Here is a 25,929-nt window from a genome sequence, read left to right as displayed (position 1 = left end):
TGCATCTCTTCATGGAAAGGCAGGGACGGCCTAACGCCGTTCCAGCAGCCGGCAGATTTCTTCCAGTTGCTCAAGCGACTTATAGGCGATCCGGACCTGGCCACCGCCGCCGCGGTGGGCAATGGAGACTTCCAGTCCAAGTGTATCGCTAAGCGTCCGCTCAAGCGCCAGTGTATCGGAATCCTTCTCGTCCTTGCGTGCACCAGCCGGACGAGGGTCGTTCTGCGCCTTGATATCGTTCTGCGCAAGACGCTCGGCATCGCGCACCGACATGCCTTTGGCAACGATCGTCCGTGCAAGTCCGGATGGATCCGACGTTGAAACCAGCGCCCTCGCATGGCCGGCAGACAGACTGCCGCTCGACAGCATATCGCGGACGGGCTCGGGGAGCTTCAAAAGACGCAGCGAATTGGCCACGTGACTGCGGCTTTTGCCGATGATCTCGCCAAGATCATTCTGGGTATATCCGTGCTCCGCGATCAGTTGGTCGTAGCCGAGCGCCTCTTCCAGGGGATTGAGGTCCGCACGCTGGACGTTTTCCACGATAGCAATTTCAAGCGCAGTCTTGTCGTCTACGTCGCGCACGATCACCGGAATTTCGACAAGGCCGGAAAGCTGTGCTGCCCGCCAGCGTCTTTCACCGGCAATGATCTCGAAGCGGCCGTCTGAAACCGTCCTGACGACGACGGGCTGGACGATGCCGTGCTGACGGATCGATGAGGCCAGATCCTGGAGATCGGCCTCGTTGAAGGTGCGCCGCGGATTCCTCGGGTTACGGCTGATGAACTCGATCGGCACGAGACGATCCGGATTGATCGTCGGTTTGGCCGCGCCCACCGGCGCGGACTGATCCATCTCACCGATCAGTGCTGCAAGACCGCGGCCAAGACGGCGCTTCGATAAATCATCGTTCATAGCTTAACGCTCGCTTCTTCTACTGGACGATTACTAGGCGGCAATTTTCCGCTGCCGCTCGCGCTGAATGACCTCTGAGGCAAGCTGCAGATAGGCCTGGCTGCCGGCGCACTTCAGATCATAGAGTATCGCGGGCTTGCCATAGGAGGGTGCTTCTGAAACGCGCACGTTGCGCGGAATCAACGTATGGTACACCTTTTCGCCCAGATGGGTGCGCACATCGTTGACTACCTGTTGCGCCAGGTTGTTGCGCGCATCGAACATGGTTAATACAATACCCTGGATATCGAGGGTCGGATTGACCGTGCGGCGCACCTGATCGACTGTTTCCAGCAGCTGACTCAGGCCTTCCAGCGCGAAAAATTCACACTGCAGCGGCACCAGCACAGAGTCAGCGGCGGCCATGGCGTTCATCGTCAAAAGATTGAACGACGGCGGGCAATCGATCAGAATATAGGAAAACTGCTGCGCATCTGGTTGAGCCAGTGCACGCTTCAGACGGAAAACACGATCGCTCTGCTGCGCGATTTCCATCTCTACGCCGAGCAGGTCCATCGTCGAGGGTACGATATAGAGATCCGGAACCACTGTCAGGACCGCAGCATCGGCAACGCCGTGCGACCCGATCATCAGGTCGTAGGACGAGATTTCGCGACGACGACGATCAATGCCGAGGCCGGTGCTGGCGTTGCCTTGCGGATCCAGATCGATGATCAGCACACGCTCGCCGATCGCCGCAAGAGCGGTGGCCAGGTTTATGGCCGTGGTCGTCTTGCCGACGCCACCCTTTTGGTTTGCGACGGTGATGATACGATTTCGCTGCGTTGACATGGCCGCACCCGGGTTCGATTAAGTTCGGCGTTGCAGGTTCGAAATTTCGAGAATGACGGAATCCGCCTCGACAACGCTCTCATGCTTTATCAGATCGAACGCGAATCGGCCATGGGCGGCATCGACCTCTCGCTGGTAATCCCGGCCTTTGTGAAGAAAAAGCTGCAGTTTCGGGCTCTTGTCTGCCCAGGGTTGGGCATAATCCAGCAGCAGGCTAAGGTCACCGAGAGCACGCGCCGAGATCGCATCGCATTGCGGGATATCAAACTGGGCCTGCTCGATGCGGATGCAGTGGACCGCGCCCCGACCACCGCACTCACGAAGACAGGTGCGCAGAAAGGCCGCCTTCTTTTGATTGCTCTCAATCAGATCGACACGTCCCTCTCCGACCTCGGCTAGGAAGATCGCGGTTATGATGCCGGGAAATCCACCACCGCTCCCAAGATCGATCCAGCGCACAGGCTTGGGATGGAGCTGAAAGATCTGTGCGCTGTCAGCAATATGCCGTTGCCACAGCTCGTTCAGGGTCGAGGGGGCGACGAGGTTGATGGCTTTGGCCCATTTTTCGAAGAGCGCGCTAAAGGTCTTCAGCCGCTCGGATGTTTCACGTGAAACACGCAAACCGTTCAATTCCATGGAAGGACTCTCCAACCTTGTGCTAGGCCGCTTTTTCGCTTGCACCAGACAACTGCTTACGCAGCGCCGCGATCAGCAAGAGCAAAGCAGCCGGCGTCATTCCGTCGATCTTCGCGGCCTGCGCCACATTCAAAGGCCGAACGCGATCCAACTTCTGCGTCAGCTCGTTGGAGAGACCCGAGAGCGTGATGTAGTTGAAGGTGCTGGGAATGGCCAGAGCCTCTTCACGACGCACCTGCGCGATATCTGCCGCCTGACGCTGCATGTAGACAGAATAGCCAGCCTCAATTTCCAGGACTTCACTGATCGTCTTACCCACGCCATTGAGCTCGGGCCAGATCGACGCCAATGACTGCACTGTATGATTCTGCGATAGAAGATCATAGGCAGAGCGTCTCTGTCCGTCCTGGTTCAAGTGGATGCCGAATTTTGCTGCTGCATTCGGCGTGATCTCCAGTGCATTCAACATTAAGCGGCTGCTGTTCAAATGCTCGCGAAAGTGGGCGAATTTGATAGCTCGTTCGGTACCGACGCAACCGATGTCGAGCCCGAGAGGTGTCAGGCGAAGATCAGCATTATCGGCGCGAAGCGACAGCCGGTATTCCGCGCGGGATGTAAACATGCGGTAGGGTTCGGCAACGCCACGAGCGGTCAAATCGTCTATCATCACTCCGATGTAGGAATCGGTACGGCTGAAATGCAGGGGAGGCTGTAGACCGGCAAGGCGCGCCGCGTTTAACCCGGCAACAAGTCCCTGCGCCGCGGCTTCCTCGTAGCCAGTCGTTCCGTTGATCTGCCCCGCCAGGAACAGCCCCGGTAGCTTTCGCAATTCAAGCGACGGAAGCAACTCACGCGGATCGACGTGATCATACTCGATCGCATAGCCAGGCTGGAGAATCGAAACTTGTTCCAGACCCGGAATGGTTCTGATAAATGCGGCCTGAACGTCCTCGGGCAAGCTGGTGGAGATCCCATTGGGATAGATGGTGTGGTCATCCAATCCCTCTGGCTCAAGGAAGATTTGATGCCCATCCCGTTCGCCGAATTTTACGATCTTATCCTCTATGGACGGGCAGTAGCGGGGACCGATGCCCTCGATCTGGCCCGAATACATGGCAGACAGGTTTAGGTTGTCGAGAACGATCTTATGGGTTTTTTCGGTCGTCCGCGTGACCCCACACTCGATCTGCCGGTTGACGATCGTTTCCGTCATGAAAGAGAACGGGACGGGCTCCGCATCCGCTCCCTGCCGACCGACGGCCGACCAGTCGATTGTGCGCCCATCGAGGCGGGCAGGCGTTCCGGTTTTCAGACGAGCGAGCGCCAGCCCAAGGCGCGTCAGCGTTGCCGACAAACCGGAGGACGGTTCTTCCCCCATCCTGCCAGCGGGGATCTTGCGATTGCCGATATGAATGAGTCCACGGAGGAAAGTCCCCGTTGTGACGACGACGCTTCTGCAGTCAAATTCGCGGCCGTCCTTAAGGATGACGCCAGAAACTTGGCCGTTTTTCATCGCTATATCGAACACATCGCCTTCGATGACATCGAGATTCGCAATGGATGCAATTTCTTCCTGCATCGCCAAGCGATAGAGTTTTCTGTCAGCCTGGGTGCGAGGACCTCTAACCGCTGGACCTTTCTTTCTATTGAGCATCCGGAACTGAATTCCAGCGGCATCGGCGACGCGACCCATCAAGCCGTCGAGAGCATCGATTTCGCGCACCAGGTGGCCCTTGCCCAAACCGCCGATCGCAGGGTTGCAGGACATCACGCCGATCGTCTCGCGTTTATGGGTGACTAAAGCCGTCCGCGCGCCGAGGCGCGCAGCAGCAGCAGCCGCTTCGCTACCCGCGTGACCACCACCGACGACAATCACATCATAGTTTTTGTTTGACATCATTCGCTCCAAGCGGGGACGTGTCCCTGGCATCCTCATCCCTAGTCAAGACGTTTCACGTGAAACAATTCGTGAATAACGCAATTAAATGTTTCACGTGAATCATTTTCCGACGCAGAATTCCGAAAAGATAACACCTAGCAGATCTTCCACATCAACATGGCCGGTGATCCGCCCAAGTGACTGGGAGGCTGTGCGAAGATGCTCTGCTTGGCTTTCAAGCCCGGCGCCACTGCTACTGAGGGCTCCATTTATATGCTTCATCGTTTCCTCGAGCAACAGCCGATGGCGGCGGCGCGCTGGAAGGGCCATGCTCAACCCGTCGGCCCTTTTAGCCAGTTCGACAGAAATACGTTCGCGAAGGCGGTCTAGCCCCGTGCCCGAGATTGTTGATATGCAGATGTCGTAACCCGGATTTTCATTGTGAAGATCCGCTTTTGTCCCAAGCGACAGGAAGCGGTCGTCGCTCGTGAGTTCCGTCCCAGCTGCGCCAATCTCGCTCAGTGCAAGCACCAGATCAGCGTTCTCAATCGTCAATAGTGCTCTCCTGACCCCTTCAGCTTCGACGACATCGGCCGTTTCCCTAATGCCGGCCGTGTCGTAGAGGAGGACTCTGTAACCATTTATGTCGAGTCCGACCTCCAGGACGTCTCTGGTTGTGCCCGGTATGTCAGTGACAATAGCGACATCGCGTCGCGCCAGAGCGTTGAGAAGCGAGGACTTCCCGCTGTTGGGCGGACCGGAGATCGCGACGCGGAAGCCATCGCGGACAATCTCTCCAAAAGCCGCGCCTGAGAGATGCGTCGCAATAGCATCTCGAAGGGCGGACATATCCGACCAGACCTGATCTGAAACCGAACCAGGCACATCCTCCTCATCAGAGAAATCGAGCTCGGCTTCGATCAAGGCCCGGCCACGCGTCAGACGCCTGGCCCAACCCGCGTAGAGCTCCGACAGGCCGCCACTGCTGTGTTCAATCGCGAGACGACGTTGCATCTCCGTCTCGGCAGCCAGCAGATCTGCAAGACCTTCCGCCTCAAGAAGATCGATGCGGCCGTTTTCAAAAGCACGGCGCGAAAATTCGCCGTTTTCAGCTAGGCGGCACTCGGGAAACGTTGATAGTTCAGCCAGCAGTGCAGAAACGACGGCCCGGCCGCCGTGAACCTGCAATTCGGCGCAATTCTCGCCAGTGAAGGAGTTGGGACCCGGGAAGAGGAGGACCAACCCGGTATCCATTACCAAACCATTTCGGGTCCGAATCGTTCGGAGGCTCGCTCTTCTAACAAGCGGCAATGGACCAACGAGCGCCTCAGCACATTCGAAAGCTCGCGGACCGCTCAGGCGGATAACGGCAACCCCGGCAGGGAGACCGCCGCTGGAAAGCGCGAAGATTGTTTCCTGTTCACGTGACACTGTCGCACCGCTTATTGATACGGAACCGAATCGATCCCCAAAACACTTGAGGGCCGCAAAGCGGCCCTCTGTCACACGATATCGTGCGAGTGTTAGGTATTCATCGAATCGAAGAAGTCCGGATTGTTTTTTGTCTGCTTCAGTTTGTCGATCAGGAACTCGATCGCGTCTGTTGTGCCCATAGGCGCCAGAATGCGGCGCAACACGAAAATCTTCTGCAGATCCTGGCGTGGGACAAGAAGGTCTTCTTTGCGCGTGCCGGATTTGAGGATGTCCATAGCCGGGAAGATGCGCTTGTCGGCAACCTTGCGGTCGAGAACGATTTCCGAGTTACCGGTACCCTTGAACTCTTCGAAGATAACTTCGTCCATTCGGCTGCCGGTATCGATCAGGGCTGTCGCAATGATGGTCAGCGAGCCGCCTTCTTCGATGTTGCGGGCCGCACCGAAAAAGCGCTTCGGGCGCTGCAAGGCATTGGCGTCGACACCACCGGTCAGAACCTTGCCCGATGACGGAACGACCGTGTTGTAGGCGCGGCCGAGGCGGGTGATGGAATCAAGCAGGATGACCACGTCGCGGCCGTGCTCTACCAGGCGCTTTGCCTTTTCGATGACCATTTCGGCGACCTGCACGTGCCGTACAGCCGGTTCATCGAAGGTCGAGGAAACGACTTCACCGCGCACGGAACGCTGCATGTCAGTCACTTCTTCCGGCCGCTCGTCGATCAGAAGCACAATGAGGTAGCATTCCGGATGGTTGGCCGTGATCGAATGCGCGATGTTCTGCAGTAGAACCGTCTTACCGGTTCTGGGCGGTGCGACGATCAGGCCGCGCTGACCTTTGCCGATAGGAGCAACGAGATCGATGACGCGGGCCGAAAGATCCTTTGTGGTCGGAACGTCGAGTTCCATGCGGAATCGATCGTTCGGGTAGAGCGGCGTCAGGTTATCGAAATGGACCTTGTGGCGAATTTTCTCCGGGTCGTCGAAGTTGATCGTATTGACCTTGAGCAGCGCGAAGTAACGCTCGCCTTCCTTTGGGCCGCGGATCGGTCCTTCGACCGTGTCGCCTGTCTTCAGCGAGAAGCGGCGGATCTGCGACGGCGAAATATAGATGTCGTCGGGACCGGGAAGATAATTGGCATTGGCAGAGCGCAGGAAGCCGAATCCGTCCTGGAGAACTTCGACAACGCCTTCACCGATGATTTCCACATCCTGGCTGGCCAGCACCTTGAGGATGGCAAACATCAATTCTTGCTTGCGCAACGTGCTGGCGCTTTCGACCTCGAGCGATTCGGCGAAAGCGAGCAAATCGGTCGGAGATTTGCTTTTCAGTTCTTGCAGCTTCATTTCAGCCATGAAGGGACCATTACTCTATTTGTAGAAAGGGAAAGGCGACGTTGTCGTATTCGGGACCACGAGGGGGACTCGCGGGCGACAGGATGAATACATGCCACGAAGATGAGATGCGCGAAAATAGCGATTTCCGCTTAAACCCGCAAGGGGGATGTCGCCTGCTTGGAAAATTTAAAATATGCCGTTTCAGACGAAAGGCTTTACCACCACGAGAATGACGATCGCAATCATCAAAAGGGTAGGGGCCTCGTTGGCGAAGCGCCAATAGCGGGCCGAGCGCGTGTTCCGGTCCTGGGCAAAAGCTTTGACCGCCCGGCTGAAATAGACATGGACACCCGTCAGGGCGACGACAAGCGCGATCTTGGCATGCAGCCAGCCGCCCTGGAACTGAAATCCCGACCAGGCGAGGTAGAACCCAAGGACCCAGGTCAGCATCATCGCCGGGTTCATTATGACTTTGAGCAGCCGCTGCTCCATCACCTTGAAGCTTTCCGACTGAGCAGATCCGGTTTCAGCATCCGTGTGGTAGATGAACAGCCGGGGCATGTAGAGTAGCCCCGCCATCCAAGAAATCACCGCGATCACGTGAAGCGCCTTCACCCACAGATAGAGATCATCCGGGTTCCAGACAAACAGAGCAACGGCCAGGAGAACGAACACCAGAATGGCGGTCAGCGCCCGGCTCCTCGCCGAGCGTCCCGGTCGCTGATCCGTCTGCCGTTCGACCGTCACGCTGCAAAGCTCCTGACCCGCTCGACAAGCACCGCCACGTTCTCGGGATCTGCCTGAGGTGTGATGCCGTGGCCGAGGTTGAAAATCAGCGGACCTTGGCCAAGCTTCTCCAGGATCCGATCGATCCCATCAGTCAGCGCCTCGCCACCCGCCACCAACAGCATGGGATCGAGGTTGCCCTGGACCGCGCCGTCCTTCTGCAACTCGGCGGCAAAGGAAAGCGGCACCGACCAATCAAGCCCTATGGCATCGGCTCCGGTATTGCGGCGATAATCCTTGAGCATGTAGCCGGCGCCCTTGGCAAAAGAGATGATCCGGGCCTGCGGGCGGCGCGCCTTTACCGAAGCGATGATCCGGGCAACGGGAGCGACCGCAAAGGCCTCGAACTCCGCTTCGCCGAGCACGCCGGCCCAGGAATCGAAAATCTGCACGGCGTCGGCACCGGCATCGATCTGCGCCACCAGATAATCCGCCGACAGGTCCGCGAGCATCGCAAGCAGCTGATCGAAAGCCTTCCGGTGCCGATAGGCAAACAGGCGGGCCGGTGCCTGATCGGGCGTACCGTGTCCAGCGATCATGTAGGTCGCAACGGTCCAGGGCGCGCCACAGAAGCCGAGCAGCGTCGTTTGCGCAGGCAACTCGGCCCGCAGCCTCCGGACCGTCTCAAACACCGGCTGCAGATGCGCCAGCACGTCCTTGGGTTCCAGAGCCAGAATACCTGCTTCGTCGATCGGGTCCATCTGCGGTCCATGCCCTTCGGTGAACCGCACGTTCCTGTGCAAAGCATCGGGAATGACGAGGATGTCGGAAAACAGGATGGCAGCGTCAAAGCCGTATCGACGGATTGGCTGTAGTGTCACTTCAACAGCATGGTCCGGAGAATAACAGAGATCGAGAAAGCTTCCGGCCTCTGCCCTCGTGGCCTTGTATTCCGGGAGATAGCGACCCGCCTGCCGCATCAGCCAAACCGGCGGAGGTGTGAGCGTTTCTCCCGCCAACACTCTCATAATTGCCCTGCGATCTGCGGTCAAATGCCTCTTCCCTATAAAAATATATAAGATCTTCTTAAGGTTTCTATTTCTAAGAGTCGGTGACTATCAAGGATTATCAATCATCCACAAAAAGCCGGTTTCCGCTTCCTATCGCAATTTTGCCTGGAGGAAAATTGCGGCATCTTGACGTGATATGGGGAGATCATCGATTTCATCAATTGTCTCCGATGGTTATCGCGCTCGGATTTTTGGCTATCCTGTGGAAAAGCCCTGGATGACAACGGCTCAAGCCTGCTTTATCCCCAGTCTTCACAGACCCTCTTTTCAAGAGACGGCAAAATTCCGATTGTGGACAACTTGGCACTTATCCCAGCGCCTCCTCCCTCCCGGTGCATAAGTTTTTTTTCCTCCCCGGTTATCAACAGACGATGGAAAACAACGTGGAGAACAGAATAAATTTCTTTCATCTGCACCTCATATCTGACTCAACCGGAGAGACTCTCATCTCGGCCGGCCGCGCCGCCTCGGTGCAGTTCCAGGCGAGCCAGCCGATCGAGCATGTCTATCCGCTAATCCGCAATCGACGCCAACTTCTGCCGGTGTTGGAGGCGATCGATGCCGCACCAGGGATCGTTCTCTATACCATCGTCGACCGCGAGCTTGCCGATCTCATCGACGAGCGTTGCAAGGCAATGGGGGTTCCCTGCGTGGCGGTGCTAGAACCGGTCCTGAACGTCTTCCAGACCTATCTCGGTGCCGTCTCCCGCCGCCGCGTCGGCGCGCAGCACGTGATGAATGCCGACTACTTCGCCCGCATCGAGGCATTGAATTTTACGATGGACCATGATGATGGACAGATGCCGGATGATTATAATGACGCCGATGTCGTCCTTATCGGTATCAGTCGGACGTCGAAAACCCCGACCAGCATCTATCTTGCCAATCGCGGCATCAAGACCGCCAACATCCCGATCGTCTTTGGCGTACCGTTGCCACCCAGCCTGATTGCGGCGACCAAGCCACTGATCGTCGGGCTGATCGCCACCACCGACCGGATTTCCCAGGTCCGCGAGAACCGCATTCTCGGAAGCACACCGGGTTTCGATCGCGGTCACTACACCGATAGGGCAACGATCTCCGAGGAGCTGAAATATGCGCGTGCGCTGTGTGGGCGGCACAATTGGCCTGTCATCGACGTCACGCGCCGGTCGATCGAGGAAACGGCTGCCGCCATCGTTGCTCTCAGACCCAAGCTGCGCTAAGCGCGATCGACCGAAGCGATTGGAAGGATCTCTCATGACATCGCCGCTCATCCTCGCCTCGTCGAGTCCATTCCGCCGCATGCTGATGGAAAATGCCGGCCTGCGCTTCGAGGCAATCGCCGCCGCTATCGATGAGCGCGCCATCGAGGCCCCCTTGGAGGCATCCGGGGCCGGACCCGACGCTATCGCGCTCGTCCTCGCCAAGACCAAGGCGGTTTCCGTCAGTGAGGTAAACAGGGGAGCTCTGGTGATCGGGTCAGACCAGACGATGTCGCTGGGACCAAGGGTGTTCCACAAGCCCCGCGATGTCACCGAAGCAGAGAGCCATCTCCGGGCGCTTTCCGGCAAGACCCACCGTCTGAACAGTGCAATTGCCATCGCTCGTGATGGCGACATTCTCTGGGAACACCTGTCGCACGCCGAGCTGACGATGCGGGATCTCGAGCCGGAATTCATCCATAGGCATATCGGACGCGTCGGAGACAAGGCACTCACCAGTGTCGGCGCTTACCAGCTCGAGGGGGAGGGCATCCAACTGTTCTCGCGGATAGAAGGTGATTACTTCACCATATTGGGCCTTCCCATGCTGCCGCTGCTGGCCCAGTTGCGGGCGCTGGAGGCGATTGATGGATGATTCACGTGAAACAATGGCGCCCCGCGCCTTCGTCACAGGCTACCCCGTTAGCCATTCACGCTCGCCGCTGATCCATGGTCACTGGCTGAAAACCCTGGGTCTTGCCGGCAGCTACCGGGCGCATGCGGTAGCACCGGAGGATTTTACTGATTTCATCACCTCGCTGAAGGACGGCAGCTCCGGCTTCGTCGGCGGCAACGTCACCATCCCGCACAAAGAACTTGCCTTCAAGCTGGCCGACCGGCCGACTGAACTCGCTCAGGAGTTGGGCGCGGCCAATACTCTCTGGCTCGAAGACGGTGCGGTGATGGCGACCAACACTGACGGCCATGGCTTCGTTGCCAATCTCGACGCCCGCCACCCAGGCTGGGATAAAGCCGAGACCGCCGTCATTCTTGGCGCCGGCGGCGCCAGCCGCGCCATCATCCAGGCCGTCCGCGATCGCGGTATCGGCACGATCCATGTGGTCAACCGAACGGTGGAACGCGCCCGGGAACTCGCCGACCGCTTTGGAGATCGCGTGCACGCCCATCGCGACGTCGCGCTGCCCGATGTCATGCAGGGGGCGGGTGTCTTCATCAACACCACCTCCCTCGGCATGGACGGCGGTGCTGTCCCCAGGATCGATTTCTCGCCGCTCGCCAGCACAGCCCTTGTCACCGACATAGTCTATGTTCCGCTCCGCACGCCGATCCTCGCCCAGGCAGAGGAGCAGGGCTTTGCCACCGTCGACGGTCTCGGCATGCTGCTGCATCAGGCGGCACCGGGCTTCGAAAAATGGTTCGGCAGGCGCCCTGTCGTTGACGAGACGCTGCGTGCCCTTGTCATTGCCGACATGGATGCGCACCGATGATCCGCCTTGGCCTCACAGGTTCGATCGGCATGGGAAAGACAACGACGGCCGGATTGTTTGCCGCCGCCGGCATTCCCGTGAATGACGCCGACCAGGTGGTGCATGACCTCTATGCAGGGGATGCGGCCCCGCTCGTCGAGGCCGCGTTTCCCGGCACCGTCGTCGACGGTGTCGTCGATCGGCAGCGCCTGTCCCGGCATCTCGCCGCCCATCCCGCCGATTTCCAGAAACTGGAGGCGATCATCCATCCTCTGGTGAGAAGCCGCGAAGCCCGGTTTCTCGCAGACCAGTCCGAGGCTGGAGCCGATATTGTCGTTCTCGACATTCCCCTGCTGTTCGAGACGGGGGCTACGGACCGCGTTGACAAGGTCGCCGTGGTGACCTGCGATCCACAGGTTCAGCGCCAGAGGGTCCTTGCGCGGCCCGGCATGACGGAGGAGAAGTTCAATATGATTCTCTCTCGCCAGCTTCCTGATTCCGAAAAGCGGGCCAGGGCGGATTTCTTGATTGATACCGGCGATGGCATCGAGGCGGCTCGCAGCCAGGTCGGTGCGATCATCGCGGCGCTGAAGGCGCAAAAGACGGACGGGGCTCTCTGACATGCGTGAAATCATCTTCGATACCGAAACCACCGGTCTCGACAGCCGTACCGACCGCATCATCGAAATTGGCGGCATCGAGCTGTTCAACCATTTCCCGACGGGTCGGACCTTCCACATGTACGTCAACCCGGCTGGCCAGAAGGTCCATCCGGACGCCCTGGCGGTGCATGGCATCACCGACGAATTCCTGAAGGACAAGCCACCTTTCTCGGAAGTGGCCGAACCCATGCTCGAGTTTTTCGGCGATGCGAAGTGGATCGCGCACAATGCCAACTTCGACATGGGCTTTATCAACGCTGAGCTGGCACGGCTCAACAGGCCGCCGATCCTGCCCGACATGGTAATCGACACCCTGTCGCTGGCCCGCCGCAAAAACCCCATGGGCCCTAATTCGCTGGATGCGCTCTGCCGACGCTACGGCATCGACAACACCCATCGCACCAAGCACGGAGCTTTGCTCGACTCCGAATTGCTGGCGGAAGTCTATATCGAGATGATCGGCGGCCGTCAGACCGCACTCGGCCTTAGTGCCGACAGTGGCAGGGCACGCGGCTCGGACAGGCAGTCGGAAAACGAGGACACGGTCATCGCCGTATTGTCCCGGCCGTCGCCGTTGCCGAACCGGATAAGCGATGCGGAACGCGAGGCCCATCGGGCGCTGCTGACCCAGCTCGGTGAAAACAGCATCTGGCGGAAATACGGCTCCGTCCAGCAGCCATAAAAAATGCCCGGTCAAGCCGGGCATTTTCATAACAGAATGGATCGAGGCTCAGTTCGGGACGGAGCTTACCTGCGCGCGGGTCTGTTCCTCGGCGACGCGCTGGGTGAACATCGTCGCGAAATCGATGGGGTCGATGATCAGCGGCGGGAAGCCGCCGTTGCGCGTCACGTCGGCAATGATCTGACGGGCGAACGGGAACAGCAGGCGCGGGCATTCGATGAACAGCAGCGGCAGCATGTGCTCCTGCGGGAAACCGACGACACGGAAGACGCCGCCATAGACCAGCTCGGTATGGAACACGGTCTTTCCGTCATCCTTGGCATCGGCATTCAGCGTCAGCACGACGTCGAAGTCGGTATCCGACAGCGGGTTGGCATTGACGTTGACGTTGATGTTGATTTCCGGCGGCTTGTCGCGCGACTGCAGCGAGCGTGGCGCGCCGGGATTTTCGAAGGACAGATCCTTCGTGTACTGGGCAAGAACGGATAGGCTGGGGGCGGTCTCGCCGTTGATTTCGTCGGCCATGGCACTTCCTCGCGGCTCAAAATGGTGTCGCCATCTACCATTTCAGATCGGGGCTTACAACCCTTGCGGCCCGGCCTTCGCGGCGGGCTTCTCAGTCTTTCAAGCGCTTGGGGTCAGACCATGGCGAGTTCGGGTTAGGGCCGCGACGAAAATCATCGGCATGGAGGTCGACAACCGGCCCACTGCCGTTCGACTTTTCCGGCGGCGCGCCGCGCGAGCGGTTGAAGGCGGGTGACGAGGTCATGACGATGATGCGCCGACTGAGATATTTCCAGGCCAGGTCGCGCACGCCGGGGATGAAGAGCAGCAGGCCCAGTATGTCTGTGATGAAGCCCGGCACAAGCAGCAGGAAAGCGGCGATCACGACCATGACGCCGTGCACTAGATCGCGTCCTGGCACGCCGCCGTCGCGGCTTGCCAGGGACATCCGGCGCAGGATGCTCAGTCCCTGGGCCCGCAGCAGCACGGCACCGACAAGCACGCTGAGTATCACCAGCCCAAGGGTAGCCCAGATACCGATCGCCTTGCCGACCACCACGAAGCCGGCAATCTCGGCCAGCGGCAGCAATAGGATGAAGGCAGGAATAAGCGATTGGCGCATGGTTTCTCTCCAGGGGACAGGCGGCTCGAACGGCATTCGAAGGTAGCATGGCACAAAGATAAGGACCTGCTATTTGAATGATGGCACTATGCAGACTATATGGGTGTTGAAACTGCGAATGTGAACAGTGGTGCCGGAGCGATATGGGTTCGAATGACTTTGTGACGATTTTCTTTCTGGTCGCAGCGGTGCTGATCTTCCTTCAGCTGCGCAGCGTCCTTGGTCGCCGCACGGGAACGGAGAAACCTCCGCGTGATCTCTACTCACCGCGCGACGCGGCCACAGGCCCCGATTCTCCCGACTCCGGCAAGGTCGTGACGCTGCCGAAGCGCGATGCCGTCGACGACGAAAACCGTTTTGCGGCCGTCGATGCCTATGCCAAGCTAGAGACGCCGCTCAACGCCTCGCTCCGCGAAGTGGTCAAGATCGACCCGTCCTTCGACCCGAAGGAGTTCGTCAAGGGCGCCCGGATGGCCTACGAGATGATCGTCATGGCCTTTGCCGACGGCGACCGGAACGCGCTGAAGGGTCTGTTGTCGACGGAAGTCTACGAGGGTTTCGATGCTGCGATCAGCGAGCGTGAATCGCGCGGCGAAAGGGTCAAGTCCAGCTTCGTCGGCATCGACAAGAGCGACATCATGAATGCCGAGGTCAAGGACACGGAAGCGCTGGTGACGGTCCGCATCGTCAGCCAGATGATCTCTGCCACCTACGACAAGGCCGATGTTCTGGTCGATGGCGACGCCGAGCAGGTCACCGAGGTCAGCGATCTCTGGACCTTCGCCCGTGACACGCGCTCGCGCGATCCGAACTGGAAACTTGTGGCGACCGAATCTGAGCAATGAGTGTCCGATCCGACGAGTTTTTGCTGGAGCCGACGACCTTTGACGAACTGAAGGGCTGGGGGGATGACGATCCCTCCGGCCTTTTTGATGCGATGCGGGCCTGCCATCGGCATGTGACAGAGGCCAAACCCTACCGTACGGGTTCGCTCGGACTGACCACGACCGATCTGCTGCCGCTGCTGGAAGCGGCGCAGGACGTCATGCCGGAGAGCGCCGCCGATGCCCGTGCCTTTTTCGAGGCGCACTGCCGGCCGTTTCTTATCCGCCGCAGCGAAGACCGGCAGGGTTTCGTCACCGCCTTCTTCGAGCCGGAAATCGACGTGTCGGAGACGGCAGACTCGGTCTATCGCTATCCGTTCTATCGGCGCCCTGACGATCTGATCGATCTCGACGATACAAATCGCCCCGCAAACCTCGATCCCTCCTACATGTTCGCCCGTCTGCGGGACGGCATCATCGATGCGTATCCGGACCGCGGCGAGATCTCGGCAGGCTATCTGGATGGCAAGGGCCTGGAGATCGCCTGGGCAAAATCCAAGGTCGACGTCTTCTTCGTTCACGTCCAGGGTGCTGCGCGACTGCGCTACCCGGACGGTCGGCTGGGGCGCATCACCTATGCTGCCAAGGCCGGGCATCCTTTCTCGGCGGTCGGCCGGTTGCTGATCGATCGCGGCGAACTCGACCGCGCGACGATCTCGATGCAAACCATCCGGGACTGGCTCTATGCCCATCCCGACGAGGTCGACGCGGTCCTCGCGCACAATCGCTCGTACATTTTCTTCCGGGAGGCCGATGTCGCCGATCCGCAGGCGGGTCCGATTGCTGCGGCCAAGGTACCGCTGGTGGCGGGCCGGTCGCTGGCCGTCGACAGGCTGATCCACACCTTCGGGTCTCCGTTCTTCATCCGCGCGGAAGAACTCACCCATCTCGACGGCGGCAAGCCGTTCCAGCGGCTGATGCTGGCCCTCGACACCGGCTCGGCGATCGTCGGCCCGGCGCGCGGCGATATCTTCACGGGCTCCGGATACGATGCCGGCGAACTGGCGGGCACGGTTCGCCACGACGCTGATTTCCATATCCTGCTTCCCAAGGCCGCTGCCGCGAGGTTTGGCTGATGGCGAAGGATCGCAAGCTCAGCCCCGAGGAACGGGTTCTCTGGAGCAAGGTTGCCAAGAGCACCCGGCCGTTGCCGCAGCACATGGGCCAGATGAAGGCACTCGACCTGTTCCTCGCCGAACAGCAGGCCGCCGAAGAGGCGAGCCGCGAGCCACCGGTCAACCCGGCCAAAATTCCGATTTCCCACCAGCCGCTGCCCATGCCGCAGAAGCCGCAGCCATCGCTGAAGCAGCACCAGCCGCTGGAGCGCCCGGTCAAGCGCAAGATCGCCAAGGGCCGCCTGCCGCTCGAGGCCCGCATCGACCTGCACGGGCTCTATCAGGACGAGGCGCATGACCTACTGCTCGACTTCCTGGTCCGGGCGCATATGCGCGGGCTGCGCCATGTGCTCGTTATCACCGGCAAGGGCAGCTCGATGGGCAGCGAAGGCGCGCTCAAGCGGGCCGCGCCCCTTTGGTTCTCGAAGCCGGATTTCCGCTACCTGATCTCGTCCTATGAATCGGCCGCCCAGCATCATGGCGGCGAGGGTGCGCTCTATATCCGCCTCGCCCGTCGGCCCGGAGACGGCCCATGACGCCGTTCGGCGAAGCGGTCCGCAAGCTTCGGGAACGCAAGGGTGTGACGCAGAAGGAAATGGCGGCGGCGCTCGATGTGACGCCTTCCTACCTCTCGGCGCTGGAGCACGGCAAGCGCGGCCTGCCGACCTTTGCGCTGCTGCAGCGGATCGCCGGCTATTTCAATATCATCTGGGACGAGGCCGAGGAGTTGTTCATGCTGGCGCGCGGTTCTGACCCCCGTGTCGTCATCGACACCTCGGGAATGGAGCCCCATTACACGGCGCTCGCCAACCGGCTGGCCGGACAATTTCGCTTTCTCGATCGGGATGCTGTAGAAGCACTGGACGCCATCCTCGAGAGGGCTCGGAAATCCGGCTGAAATCAGCCGTAATCCCCTGCTTAATCCGTGGTTTCGAGGCCATATATTTGGCATTGACTATGAAATGCCCCTATAGTCCGGGGAGGTAAATCGATGATTCGCAAGGATCGTCGCGCCCTGCGATAACACGAAAGACTTCAAGACATGACCGATATTCCCGCGACCGAAAATGCCGCCAGTCCTGAGTATGGCGCAGACTCCATCAAGGTCCTGAAGGGCCTCGATGCTGTGCGCAAGCGCCCGGGCATGTATATCGGCGACACGGATGACGGCTCCGGCCTGCATCACATGGTCTATGAAGTGGTGGACAACGCCATCGACGAAGCGCTCGGCGGCCACGCCGACCTCGTCACGGTGACACTGAACCCCGATGGCTCGGTGACGGTGACCGACAACGGTCGCGGTATCCCGACGGATATCCACACCGGCGAGGGCATATCCGCTGCCGAAGTGATCATGACCCAGCTGCATGCCGGCGGCAAATTCGACCAGAACTCCTACAAGGTGTCCGGCGGTCTGCACGGCGTCGGCGTCTCCGTCGTCAACGCGCTGTCGGTCTGGCTCAAGCTGCGCATCAAGCGTCAGGGCAAGATCCATGAGATCAGCTTCAGCCACGGCGTTGCCGACGCTCCGCTGGTGACGCTCGGCGACAGCGGCGGCGAGACCGGCACGGAAGTGACCTTCCAGCCGAGCACCGAAACATTCACGATGATCGAATTCGATTTCGCCACGCTGGAGCACCGGCTGCGCGAACTCGCCTTCCTGAATTCCGGCGTCCGCATCCTCTTGACCGACAAGCGTCATTCCGACGTCAAGCAGGTCGAGATGCTCTATGACGGCGGCCTCGAAGCTTTCGTCGTCTACCTCGATCGCGCCAAGAAGCCGCTGGTCGACAAGCCCGTCGCCATCCGCGGCGAAAAGGACGGCATCGTCGTCGAAGTGGCGATGTGGTGGAACGACAGCTACCACGAAAACGTGCTGTGCTTCACCAACAACATCCCCCAGCGCGACGGCGGCACCCATATGGCCGGCTTCCGCGGCGCCCTGACCCGGCAGATCACGTCCTATGGCGAGACCTCGGGCATCAGCAAGCGCGAGAAAGTGACGCTGACGGCCGATGACTGCCGCGAGGGCCTGACGGCCGTTCTGTCGGTGAAAGTGCCGGACCCGAAGTTCTCCTCGCAGACCAAGGACAAGCTGGTTTCGTCAGAAGTCCGCCCTGTCGTCGAAAGCCTCGTCAACGAAGCGCTCGGCACCTGGCTCGAAGAACACCCGACCGAGGCCAAGATCCTGATCGGCAAGGTGGCCGAAGCCGCCATGGCCCGCGAAGCCGCCAAGAAGGCCCGCGAACTGACCCGCCGCAAGGGCGCCCTCGACATCGCCTCGCTTCCCGGCAAGCTCGCCGACTGCTCCGAGCGCGATCCGACCAAGTCCGAAGTCTTCCTCGTCGAAGGGGATTCCGCCGGCGGCTCAGCCAAGCAGGGTCGTTCGCGTGAAAACCAGGCCATCCTGCCGCTGCGTGGTAAAATCCTCAACGTCGAGCGCGCCCGTTTCGACAAGATGCTCGGCAGCCAGGAAATCGGCACGCTGATCATCGCGCTCGGTACCGGCATCGGTAAGGACGAGTTCAACGCCGACAAGCTGCGCTACCACAAGATCATCATCATGACGGACGCCGACGTCGACGGCGCCCATATCCGCACATTGCTGCTGACCTTCTTCTTCCGGCAGATGCCTGAGTTGATCGAGCGCGGCCATATCTACATCGCCCAGCCGCCGCTCTACAAAGTCTCGCGCGGCAAATCGATCCAGTACCTGAAGGACGAGAAGGCGCTGGAAGAATATCTGATCGGCCAGGGCCTCGACGATGCCAGCCTGCGGCTCGGCAGCGGCGAAGTTCGCTCCGGCCAGGACCTGCGCGAAGTCATCCAGGATGCGCTGCGCCTGCGGGCGCTGCTCGAAAACCTGCATTCGCGCTACAACCGCGCCGTCGTCGAGCAGGCGGCGATTGCCGGTGCGCTGAACGCCGACGTGGTCAGCGATCCCGTCCGGGCAGCAACCATCGTCGCCGAAGTGGCGCGGCGCCTCGATATCATCGCCGAGGAGACCGAACGCGGCTGGATCGGCGACATGACCTCCGAAGGCGGTCTGCGCCTGGAACGCACCGTGCGCGGCGTCAAGGAAGTCATCACCCTCGACATGGCGCTGATCGGATCGTCCGACGCTCGCCACATCGATCAGCTCGGCCCGCGCCTGAAGGAAATCTACGACGTGCCGCCGAAGCTCGTGCGCCGCGACGGCGAAACGGAAATTTCGGGCGCCCGCGCGCTGTTGGAAGCTGTCTTTGCCAGCGGCCGCAAGGGCCTGTCGATGCAGCGCTATAAGGGTCTTGGCGAGATGAATGCCGAGCAGCTCTGGGAAACGACGCTCGATCCGAACGTCCGCTCGCTGCTGCAGGTGCGCGTCAACGATGCCGTCGATGCCGACAGCCTGTTTGCCCGCCTGATGGGCGACGAAGTCGAGCCGCGCCGCGAGTTCATCCAGGACAACGCGCTCAACGTCGCCAACCTCGACATCTGAGGCTCGTCCAAATCCAGTCATGAAAAAGCCTGCGCCGCAAGATCTGCAGCGCGGGCTTTTCAATGGGCGGCGACCTTACTTGGCGACGAACTTGCCGTTGAAGGCGACTTCCGAAAGAGGCTTGCGCGGGCTTGGAACTTCGCGCTCGCGCAGGCCTTCCGGCAGCTGGCTCTTGTCGCCGATCTTGCCGATGGCAACGGCGCATTCGACGCGGAAGCCGTCCGGAATGCCGAGGGCGCCCGGAACCTTGTCAAAATGGACGCCGGTCATGCCGTGCGCTGCATAGCCGGAGAGATGCGCCTGCAGGGCGACATAGCCCGATGCGGTGCCGGCGTCGAAGGAATGGCTGTAGATCGGCTTCTGGTCATCCGAGCCGAGTTCGCCGGAGTGGGTGCGCGAGACGATAAACAACAGCGCGGCGGCCGACTTCACCCAGCCCTGGTTGAAGTCGATCAGCAGGCTCATGAAGGTATCCCACTGCTCCGAGCCGCGCAGCGCATAGACGAAACGCCAGGGCTGGTGGTTGTAGGAAGAAGCAGCCCAGTGGCCAGCCTCGAGGATCGTCAGGAGATCGGCTTCGGGCATCGTTTCGTTGCTGAAGGCGCGGGGAGACCAACGATCGAGGAAAAGCGGTTCGATCGGATAGTTGGATTCGCGGCTGTTGCTGCTGGTCATGATGTTCTCTCTCGAAACGGTCGGCACTTCGGGTAAGTGCGTCCTTGTTTGGGCAGAATGCCTGACGAGGTATAGCGTGCGAACCGTTATAGTCCAGATCATAGCCGCTTCCGATCGCTCTCCGTGGGTGACGGTCTGTTTCAACAATGTGTGATTTCTCTTTCGGATAGAGCGGCTAGAACAGGGTTCTCGCGCGCGTGGAGGAGAAGGCGATGCTGATCGATGGTAAGTGGACGGAAGACTGGCAGCCTGTGCAGGCAAAGGATGAAAAGGGCGGCTTCGTTCGCCAGACGTCGAGCTTCCGCAACTGGGTGACGCCTGATGGCAGCGCCGGCCCGACAGGCACCGATGGTTTTGCCGCGCAGGCCGGTCGCTACCATCTCTATGTGGCGTTGATCTGCCCCTGGGCGTCGCGCACGCTGATCGGCCGCGTGCTGAAGGGCCTGGAGACTGTCATCGATATCTCGGTGGTCGAGCCGGCCCTCACCAAGCAAGGCTGGCAGTTTGGCGATTATCCCGGCGCCACCGACGATCCGGTCAACGGCGCCCGTTACATGCACGAGATCTACACCCGCGCCGATCCGCACTTTACCGGACGGGCAACGGTGCCCGTCCTCTGGGACAAGCAGACCGGGACCATCGTCAACAACGAGTCCTCCGACATCCTCAGGATGATGAACGACGGCTTCGGTGACCTCGCATCCAATTCGATCGATCTTTATCCGGCAAACCGCCGAGAAGAGATCGACGCCTTCAACGCCCGCATCTATCCCGCACTCAACAACGGCGTCTATCGTACGGGCTTTGCCACCACGCAGGTCGCCTACGAAGAGGGATTTGCCGACGTATTCGGCTGCCTCGACTGGGTGGAGGCGGAACTTGACGGAAAACCTTTCCTGTTTGCCGACCACCCGACCGAAGCCGATATCCGCCTATTCGTCACGCTCGTGCGCTTCGATGTCGCCTATCACGGCATCTTCAAATGCAATCTCCGCCGCCTGTCGGATTATGCCAACCTGAGCGCTTTCTGCCGGCGCATGCTCGACTGGCCGGGTATCGCCGAGACCGTCAGTTTCGACCACATCAAACGCGGCTACTATTCGATCGAGACCCTGAACCCAACCCGGATCGTGCCGCTTGGACCTGCTCTCGAGGAGCTGTTCTAAGCGCATTTTAGAGTGAATATTCTCGTCGGATGTATGGGATATCCGACATGAAAATCTGTAGGATGTTGCCAAGGGAAAGGGTCGGCGTAGAGTCACACCGAAATCCTCGGATGACACAGGTGAATGTTTCGTTCATATGTGGCTGAGCACCATTGCGAAGAGAATGGCAGGAAGGACAAGACCATGAAACTGATGCGCGTCGGCGAGCCCGGCAAGGAAAAGCCGGCCCTTCTGGACAAGGAAGGCAAGATTCGCGATCTCTCTGCCCACGTCGCCGACATCGGCGGCGCGGCAATCCATCCCGACAGCCTCGCCAAACTGGCGGCGATCGACCCTTCCAGCCTGCCCGAGCTGGCGGCCGGCCGGATCGGCGCCTGCGTTGCGGGCACGGGCAAGTTCATCTGCATCGGCCTCAATTTCTCCGACCATGCTGCCGAGACCGGCGCCACCGTGCCGCCTGAGCCGATCATCTTCATGAAAGCCAGCTCCGCCATCGTCGGCCCTAACGATACCGTGCTTATCCCCCGCGGATCGGAAAAGACCGATTGGGAAGTCGAGTTGGGTGTCGTCATCGGCAAGACGGCGAAATATGTCAGCGAAGCTGACGCACTGGATTACATTGCCGGCTATTGTGTCTCGCATGACGTCTCCGAGCGTGCCTTCCAGACGGAACGCGCCGGCCAATGGACCAAGGGCAAGTCCTGCGACACATTCGGCCCGATCGGCCCCTGGCTGGTGACCAAGGACGAGGTCGCCGACCCGCAGAACCTCGGCATGTGGCTGAAGGTCAACGGCAAGACGATGCAGGATGGCTCAACGAAGACCATGGTCTACGGCGTCGCCTACCTGGTCTCCTACCTCAGCCAGTTCATGTCGCTGCATCCGGGCGATGTCATCTCGACAGGAACGCCTCCCGGGGTCGGCATGGGCATGAAGCCACCGCAATACCTCAAGCCGGGTGACGTCGTAGAACTCGGTATCGAAGGTCTCGGCGACCAGCGCCAGACGTTCCAGGCCGATCGCTAAGATCAACCAAGGCCACAGTCCTATGCCGGAGATCATTTCTCCGGCATTTTATGTTTTTTGGAGCAGTAACTGTGTCTGGCTCCAACAAAAGATGCTAATGAAACAGGCAATACCGACCTGGGCGCTCACGAGCGTGCTGTCTTTCGGCCTCAGTCGAAAAGGTAATGCCGATCATGTTCTATCACCTCTATGAACTGAACCATGCGGTCATGGTACCGTTCCGCGCAGCCGCCGGGATGATGCGCCAGGCTTACGACAATCCGCTCAACCCGCTGGCCGAAACGCCCTTCGGCAGGACCATCGCCGCCAGCCTAGAGGTTTTCGAGCGCAGCACGCGCCGGTATGGCAAGCCGGAGTTCGGGTTGAAGCAGACCCTCATCGATGGCAAGGCCGTGAAGGCAGAGGAAAATATCGTCTGGCAGAAGCCTTTCTGCCGCTTGATCCATTTCAAAAGGGCATTGCCAGAAGGCCATCCGCCAGACCCGCGGATCCTGATCGTCGCGCCGATGTCGGGCCACTACGCGACGCTGCTGCGCGGCACGGTCGAGGCCCTACTCCCCGCCGCCGAAGTCTACATCACCGACTGGACGGATGCCCGCATGGTGCCGATGGAAGAAGGGGATTTCGATCTAGACGATTACATCGACTATATCATCGCCATGCTGCACCACCTCGGGCATGACACCCATGTGGTCGCCGTTTGCCAGCCATCCGTGCCTGTCCTGGCGGCCGCAGCGCTGATGGAGGAGGCCGGCGATCCGATGTCGCCATCCTCGATGACGTTGATGGGCGGTCCGATCGACACCCGCATCAATCCGACTGGGGTCAACAAGCTCGCAATGGACAAGCCGATCGAGTGGTTTGCCGAGAATGTGGTGATGAATGTTCCCTGGCCGCTGCCGGGCTTCGGCCGACCGGTCTATCCGGGCTTTCTGCAGCTCTCCGGCTTCATGTCGATGAACCTAGACAGGCACGTCATCGCCCAGAAGGATTTCTTCATGCACCTCGTCAAGAATGACGGGGAGCCGGAAAAACACCGCGAATTCTACGACGAATACCTGGCCGTCATGGACCTCACCTCGCAGTTCTACCTGCAGACGGTCGAGGAGGTCTTCATGAAGCATTCTTTGCCGAAGGGGGAGTTGCACCATCGGGGCCACCGCGTCGACCCATCCGCCATCCGCAAGGTGGCGCTGTTGACGGTCGAGGGCGAAAACGACGACATCTCCGGCGTCGGCCAGACTGAGGCGGCCCAAACCATCTGCAGCAATATTCCGGATGCCATGCGCATGCATTACCTGCAGCCCGATGTCGGCCACTACGGTGTCTTCAACGGCTCACGCTTCCGCCGCGAGATAGCGCCGCGCATTCTGGCATTTGCGAAAACCCATTCCCGCGGTGCCGGGCCGACTGGGGTCTGATAAAAGGCTGAAAGTTGGCCGGAGACCGGCGAAACCGTGATTTCGTATCGTCAAGGCAGCCCAAGGGTCGAATTCCCGGCGGTCTGTATTGAAGCTGCACGCAGCCATTCCCACATCGATTCCAGCGGTTCCGGCATTCAGCCGGCCGCATTATCGAGGTACCTCACGATGAATCAGTCTGCATTGATTCGGCCGGAGTGGACACCGGCAACCATCGCGCTCATGGTTCTCGGCTTTGTGGTCTTCTGGCCGCTGGGTCTTGCCATGCTCGCCTATATCCTTTTCGGCGAACGCCTGAGAGGCTTCAAGAGAGACATCAACCAAGCCACCGATGGCATGTTCTGCGGCTTCCGCCGCAACAGCCGCCGTTATCGCCAGCACTTCAACAGCGACAATGTCGTCTTCGACGACTGGCGGCAGGCCGAGCTCGACCGTCTCGAGCAGGAACGCCGCAAGCTGGATGAAATGCGCGCCGAGTTCGATAGCTATGTGCGCGAATTGCGCCGTGCCAAGGACCAGGAAGAGTTCGACCGTTTCATGCGCGAACGCAACGCGGTGAAACGCCCGGGCGAAGGTCAGGGGCCCGAGTTCCAGACCCCCTGATCGACAGATCAACCGGCATCGCGAGATGCCGGTTTTTCTTTGCCAGACGTCGCCTCGAATCATATAAGTGGAGCCGATGTTTCCGCTTCTTTCAAAAGCCCGCAGATCAGTTCGGACACCGCCGGCGCCGGAAACGCGTACGCTCGACCTCAACGGCCGGCTGATGCCCCTTACCATCCGCAAGAACGAGCGCGCCACGCGCATCACGCTGCGCATCGAGCCCGGCGGGCGGGCGCTGAAGATGACGGTGCCGCACGGTGTGCCTTCGCGCGAAATCAATGCTTTCCTCGACCGTCACCAGGGATGGCTGATCACCAAGCTCGCGAAATTCGAGCTCGATACCAAGCTTGGCGAAGGCAGCGAGATCCTGATCCGCGGTATCCCCCACCAGATCGAGCACTCCGGGAGCCTGCGCGGGATCACCGAGGCCTTGCATCTCGACGGCGAGCGCATCCTGCGGGTCAGCGGCCTGCCGGAGCATGCGGGGCGGCGGATCGCTACCTTCCTCAAAAAGGAAGCTCGAACCGATCTCGAGCGGCTGGTGAAGCTGCACGCGGCCACGATCGGCGCAAAGGTCGCGTCGATCACCATGAAGGACACACGCAGTCGCTGGGGCTCCTGCTCCTCGCAAGGCAATCTGAGCTTTTCCTGGCGCATCCTGATGGCGCCGCCTGAAGTCATCGATTACCTCGCCGCCCATGAGGTGGCGCATTTGAAGGAAATGAATCACGGACCGCGTTTCTGGACCCTCTGCAAAAAGCTGTGCCCGCACATGGAAGATGCGAAATCCTGGCTGAAGCGACATGGAAGCCAGCTGCACGCCATTGATTTCAGTTAGCCCCACAGGCGTCCGAAATGCCGCACTCCTTGCGAAGAGGCTCGACTCTTCAGCCATTTCGTGTCACTTGCCTGCCATGAAACCCGATATCAAGATTTGCGGATTGAAGACGGCCGAGACGGTCGATCGCGCTGTCGAGCGCGGCGCCACCCACATCGGTTTCATCTTCTTCGAAAAAAGCCCGCGCTATATCGAGCCCGATCTGGCCGGAGCGCTGGCCGATCGCGTGCGCGGTAAGGCTTTGATTGTCGCCGTCGTCGTCGATCCCGACAATGACGACCTCGACGAGATCATGGCGCTGGTTCGCCCAGACATATTGCAGCTGCACGGCCACGAGAGCCCGGAGCGGGTGCTGACCATCAAGGCGCTCTATAATGTGATCGTCATGAAGGCCTTTTCCGTTCGCGATGCGGAAGATCTGCGCCGCGTCGAGGCCTATATCGGCATTGCCGATCGCTTCCTGTTCGACGCCAAGGCACCGAAGGGATCGGAACTGCCGGGCGGAAACGGCGTTGCTTTCGATTGGAGCCTGATGGCCTGGCTTGACGGCCGCGTGGATTACATGCTTTCCGGTGGCCTGAACAAGGACAATGTCGCCCTTGCGCTCGCCTCGACCAAGGCATCCGGTATTGATATCTCGTCGGGTGTGGAGACGGCACCGGGCGTGAAGGATCTGACGATGATCGACGAATTTTTCGACGCCGTTGCCGCAGCGCGCATGCCGGCAACAGCCTCAGGGAGCTGACAGTGAACG

At 60.0% G+C, this 25,929-nt stretch carries 27 protein-coding genes; 16 read left to right on the top strand and 11 right to left on the bottom strand.

What is annotated here, in order from left to right:
• Window positions 1-30: 30 nt before the first annotated feature.
• The 8 genes from VH564_RS21010 to hemE all read right to left on the bottom strand — a co-directional run bounded on the left by VH564_RS21010 (window position 31) and on the right by hemE (window position 8,786).
• Entirely contained in the window at window positions 31-915 is an 885-nt protein-coding gene (locus VH564_RS21010; protein WP_423341802.1) for a ParB/RepB/Spo0J family partition protein, read from the bottom strand.
• A gap of 33 nt (window positions 916-948) precedes the next feature.
• Window positions 949-1,746 carry a ParA family protein gene (locus VH564_RS21005; RefSeq protein ID WP_423341801.1) on the bottom strand — a complete coding sequence of 266 codons (798 nt, stop codon included), beginning with the start codon at window positions 1,744-1,746 and terminating at the stop codon, window positions 949-951.
• 18 nt (window positions 1,747-1,764) lie between these two features.
• Entirely contained in the window at window positions 1,765-2,382 is a 618-nt protein-coding gene (gene rsmG, locus VH564_RS21000) for a 16S rRNA (guanine(527)-N(7))-methyltransferase RsmG (protein WP_423341800.1), read from the bottom strand.
• A gap of 22 nt (window positions 2,383-2,404) precedes the next feature.
• Window positions 2,405-4,279 (bottom strand): tRNA uridine-5-carboxymethylaminomethyl(34) synthesis enzyme MnmG, encoded by a 1,875-nt coding sequence (gene mnmG / locus VH564_RS20995; protein WP_423341799.1) that lies wholly within the window; start codon window positions 4,277-4,279, stop codon window positions 2,405-2,407.
• A gap of 102 nt (window positions 4,280-4,381) precedes the next feature.
• Window positions 4,382-5,692, bottom strand: a complete 1,311-nt coding sequence (gene mnmE / locus VH564_RS20990) for a tRNA uridine-5-carboxymethylaminomethyl(34) synthesis GTPase MnmE (RefSeq protein ID WP_423341798.1) — start codon at window positions 5,690-5,692, stop codon at window positions 4,382-4,384.
• 92 nt (window positions 5,693-5,784) lie between these two features.
• Window positions 5,785-7,050, bottom strand: a complete 1,266-nt coding sequence (gene rho, locus VH564_RS20985; RefSeq protein WP_111222121.1) for a transcription termination factor Rho — start codon at window positions 7,048-7,050, stop codon at window positions 5,785-5,787.
• A 183-nt stretch (window positions 7,051-7,233) separates the two neighbouring features.
• Window positions 7,234-7,779, bottom strand: coding sequence for a protoporphyrinogen oxidase HemJ (gene hemJ, locus VH564_RS20980; protein ID WP_423341797.1), 546 nt, complete (start codon window positions 7,777-7,779; stop codon window positions 7,234-7,236).
• Window positions 7,776-8,786: a uroporphyrinogen decarboxylase gene (gene hemE / locus VH564_RS20975; RefSeq protein WP_423341796.1), complete on the bottom strand. Its 1,011-nt coding sequence runs from the start codon at window positions 8,784-8,786 to the stop codon at window positions 7,776-7,778. Before hemE ends, hemJ begins: the two co-directional genes overlap by 4 nt.
• A gap of 425 nt (window positions 8,787-9,211) precedes the next feature.
• Here hemE and VH564_RS20970 point away from each other — a divergent pair, with 425 nt between their 5' ends.
• From VH564_RS20970 to dnaQ, 5 genes are read left to right on the top strand one after another with little or no spacing between them, the layout of a single operon-like run.
• Window positions 9,212-10,033 carry a pyruvate, water dikinase regulatory protein gene (locus VH564_RS20970; RefSeq protein WP_423341795.1) on the top strand — a complete coding sequence of 274 codons (822 nt, stop codon included), beginning with the start codon at window positions 9,212-9,214 and terminating at the stop codon, window positions 10,031-10,033.
• Between the two features lie 34 nt (window positions 10,034-10,067).
• Window positions 10,068-10,667 carry a Maf-like protein gene (locus VH564_RS20965; protein WP_423341794.1) on the top strand — a complete coding sequence of 200 codons (600 nt, stop codon included), beginning with the start codon at window positions 10,068-10,070 and terminating at the stop codon, window positions 10,665-10,667.
• On the top strand, window positions 10,660-11,520 hold the full coding sequence (locus VH564_RS20960) for a shikimate dehydrogenase (protein WP_423341793.1): 861 nt from the start codon (window positions 10,660-10,662) through the stop codon (window positions 11,518-11,520). Before VH564_RS20965 ends, VH564_RS20960 begins: the two co-directional genes overlap by 8 nt.
• On the top strand, window positions 11,517-12,119 hold the full coding sequence (coaE, locus tag VH564_RS20955; RefSeq protein ID WP_423341792.1) for a dephospho-CoA kinase: 603 nt from the start codon (window positions 11,517-11,519) through the stop codon (window positions 12,117-12,119). The genes VH564_RS20960 and coaE overlap by 4 nt, the downstream gene beginning before the upstream one ends.
• Window position 12,120: 1 nt before the next feature.
• The gene (gene dnaQ, locus VH564_RS20950; RefSeq protein ID WP_423341791.1) at window positions 12,121-12,843 is read left to right on the top strand and encodes a DNA polymerase III subunit epsilon; all 723 of its coding nucleotides are present in this window, start codon (window positions 12,121-12,123) and stop codon (window positions 12,841-12,843) included.
• A gap of 48 nt (window positions 12,844-12,891) precedes the next feature.
• Here the strand turns inward: dnaQ and secB are convergent, their stop codons facing one another.
• Both secB and VH564_RS20940 read right to left on the bottom strand, forming a co-directional pair.
• A complete protein-coding gene (gene secB / locus VH564_RS20945; RefSeq protein WP_111222128.1) occupies window positions 12,892-13,368 on the bottom strand; it encodes a protein-export chaperone SecB in 477 nt (158 codons plus the stop codon).
• A gap of 91 nt (window positions 13,369-13,459) precedes the next feature.
• On the bottom strand, window positions 13,460-13,969 hold the full coding sequence (locus tag VH564_RS20940) for an FxsA family protein (RefSeq protein ID WP_423341790.1): 510 nt from the start codon (window positions 13,967-13,969) through the stop codon (window positions 13,460-13,462).
• A gap of 143 nt (window positions 13,970-14,112) precedes the next feature.
• On the opposite strand from VH564_RS20940, the gene VH564_RS20935 reads away from it, so the two are divergent.
• The 5 genes from VH564_RS20935 (at window position 14,113) to gyrB (ending at window position 19,446) form a co-directional block, all read left to right on the top strand.
• On the top strand, window positions 14,113-14,814 hold the full coding sequence (locus tag VH564_RS20935) for a Tim44/TimA family putative adaptor protein (protein WP_423341789.1): 702 nt from the start codon (window positions 14,113-14,115) through the stop codon (window positions 14,812-14,814).
• Window positions 14,811-15,929 carry a murein transglycosylase A gene (locus VH564_RS20930; protein WP_423341788.1) on the top strand — a complete coding sequence of 373 codons (1,119 nt, stop codon included), beginning with the start codon at window positions 14,811-14,813 and terminating at the stop codon, window positions 15,927-15,929. Before VH564_RS20935 ends, VH564_RS20930 begins: the two co-directional genes overlap by 4 nt.
• On the top strand, window positions 15,929-16,504 hold the full coding sequence (locus tag VH564_RS20925) for a Smr/MutS family protein (protein ID WP_423341787.1): 576 nt from the start codon (window positions 15,929-15,931) through the stop codon (window positions 16,502-16,504). Before VH564_RS20930 ends, VH564_RS20925 begins: the two co-directional genes overlap by 1 nt.
• The gene (locus VH564_RS20920; RefSeq protein WP_423341786.1) at window positions 16,501-16,866 is read left to right on the top strand and encodes a helix-turn-helix domain-containing protein; all 366 of its coding nucleotides are present in this window, start codon (window positions 16,501-16,503) and stop codon (window positions 16,864-16,866) included. The genes VH564_RS20925 and VH564_RS20920 overlap by 4 nt, the downstream gene beginning before the upstream one ends.
• A 144-nt stretch (window positions 16,867-17,010) precedes the next feature.
• Entirely contained in the window at window positions 17,011-19,446 is a 2,436-nt protein-coding gene (gene gyrB / locus VH564_RS20915; protein WP_423341785.1) for a DNA topoisomerase (ATP-hydrolyzing) subunit B, read from the top strand.
• Between the two features lie 75 nt (window positions 19,447-19,521).
• On the opposite strand, the gene VH564_RS20910 is transcribed toward gyrB, so the two are convergent.
• On the bottom strand, window positions 19,522-20,121 hold the full coding sequence (locus tag VH564_RS20910; protein ID WP_423341784.1) for a nitroreductase family protein: 600 nt from the start codon (window positions 20,119-20,121) through the stop codon (window positions 19,522-19,524).
• A gap of 212 nt (window positions 20,122-20,333) precedes the next feature.
• On the opposite strand from VH564_RS20910, the gene VH564_RS20905 reads away from it, so the two are divergent.
• The 6 genes from VH564_RS20905 (at window position 20,334) to VH564_RS20880 (ending at window position 25,920) form a co-directional block, all read left to right on the top strand.
• Complete coding sequence (locus VH564_RS20905) at window positions 20,334-21,287, top strand: glutathione S-transferase family protein (protein ID WP_423341783.1); 954 nt, start codon at window positions 20,334-20,336, stop codon at window positions 21,285-21,287.
• Between the two features lie 183 nt (window positions 21,288-21,470).
• Window positions 21,471-22,313, top strand: a complete 843-nt coding sequence (locus VH564_RS20900) for a fumarylacetoacetate hydrolase family protein (RefSeq protein ID WP_423341782.1) — start codon at window positions 21,471-21,473, stop codon at window positions 22,311-22,313.
• A gap of 173 nt (window positions 22,314-22,486) precedes the next feature.
• Window positions 22,487-23,734: a polyhydroxyalkanoate depolymerase gene (locus VH564_RS20895; RefSeq protein ID WP_423341821.1), complete on the top strand. Its 1,248-nt coding sequence runs from the start codon at window positions 22,487-22,489 to the stop codon at window positions 23,732-23,734.
• A gap of 168 nt (window positions 23,735-23,902) precedes the next feature.
• Window positions 23,903-24,337 carry a DUF2852 domain-containing protein gene (locus VH564_RS20890; protein WP_423341820.1) on the top strand — a complete coding sequence of 145 codons (435 nt, stop codon included), beginning with the start codon at window positions 23,903-23,905 and terminating at the stop codon, window positions 24,335-24,337.
• Window positions 24,338-24,413: 76 nt separating this feature from the next.
• Window positions 24,414-25,175, top strand: coding sequence for a M48 family metallopeptidase (locus VH564_RS20885; RefSeq protein ID WP_423341781.1), 762 nt, complete (start codon window positions 24,414-24,416; stop codon window positions 25,173-25,175).
• A 76-nt stretch (window positions 25,176-25,251) separates the two neighbouring features.
• Window positions 25,252-25,920, top strand: a complete 669-nt coding sequence (locus tag VH564_RS20880; protein ID WP_423341780.1) for a phosphoribosylanthranilate isomerase — start codon at window positions 25,252-25,254, stop codon at window positions 25,918-25,920.
• Window positions 25,921-25,929 lie beyond the last annotated feature (9 nt).

Origin of the sequence: Rhizobium sp. HT1-10, assembly GCF_049472505.1 — a bacterium.
In the GTDB taxonomy this organism is placed as follows: Bacteria; Pseudomonadota; Alphaproteobacteria; order Rhizobiales; family Rhizobiaceae; genus Rhizobium.
This window is presented reverse-complemented; position numbering and strand designations above follow the sequence as displayed.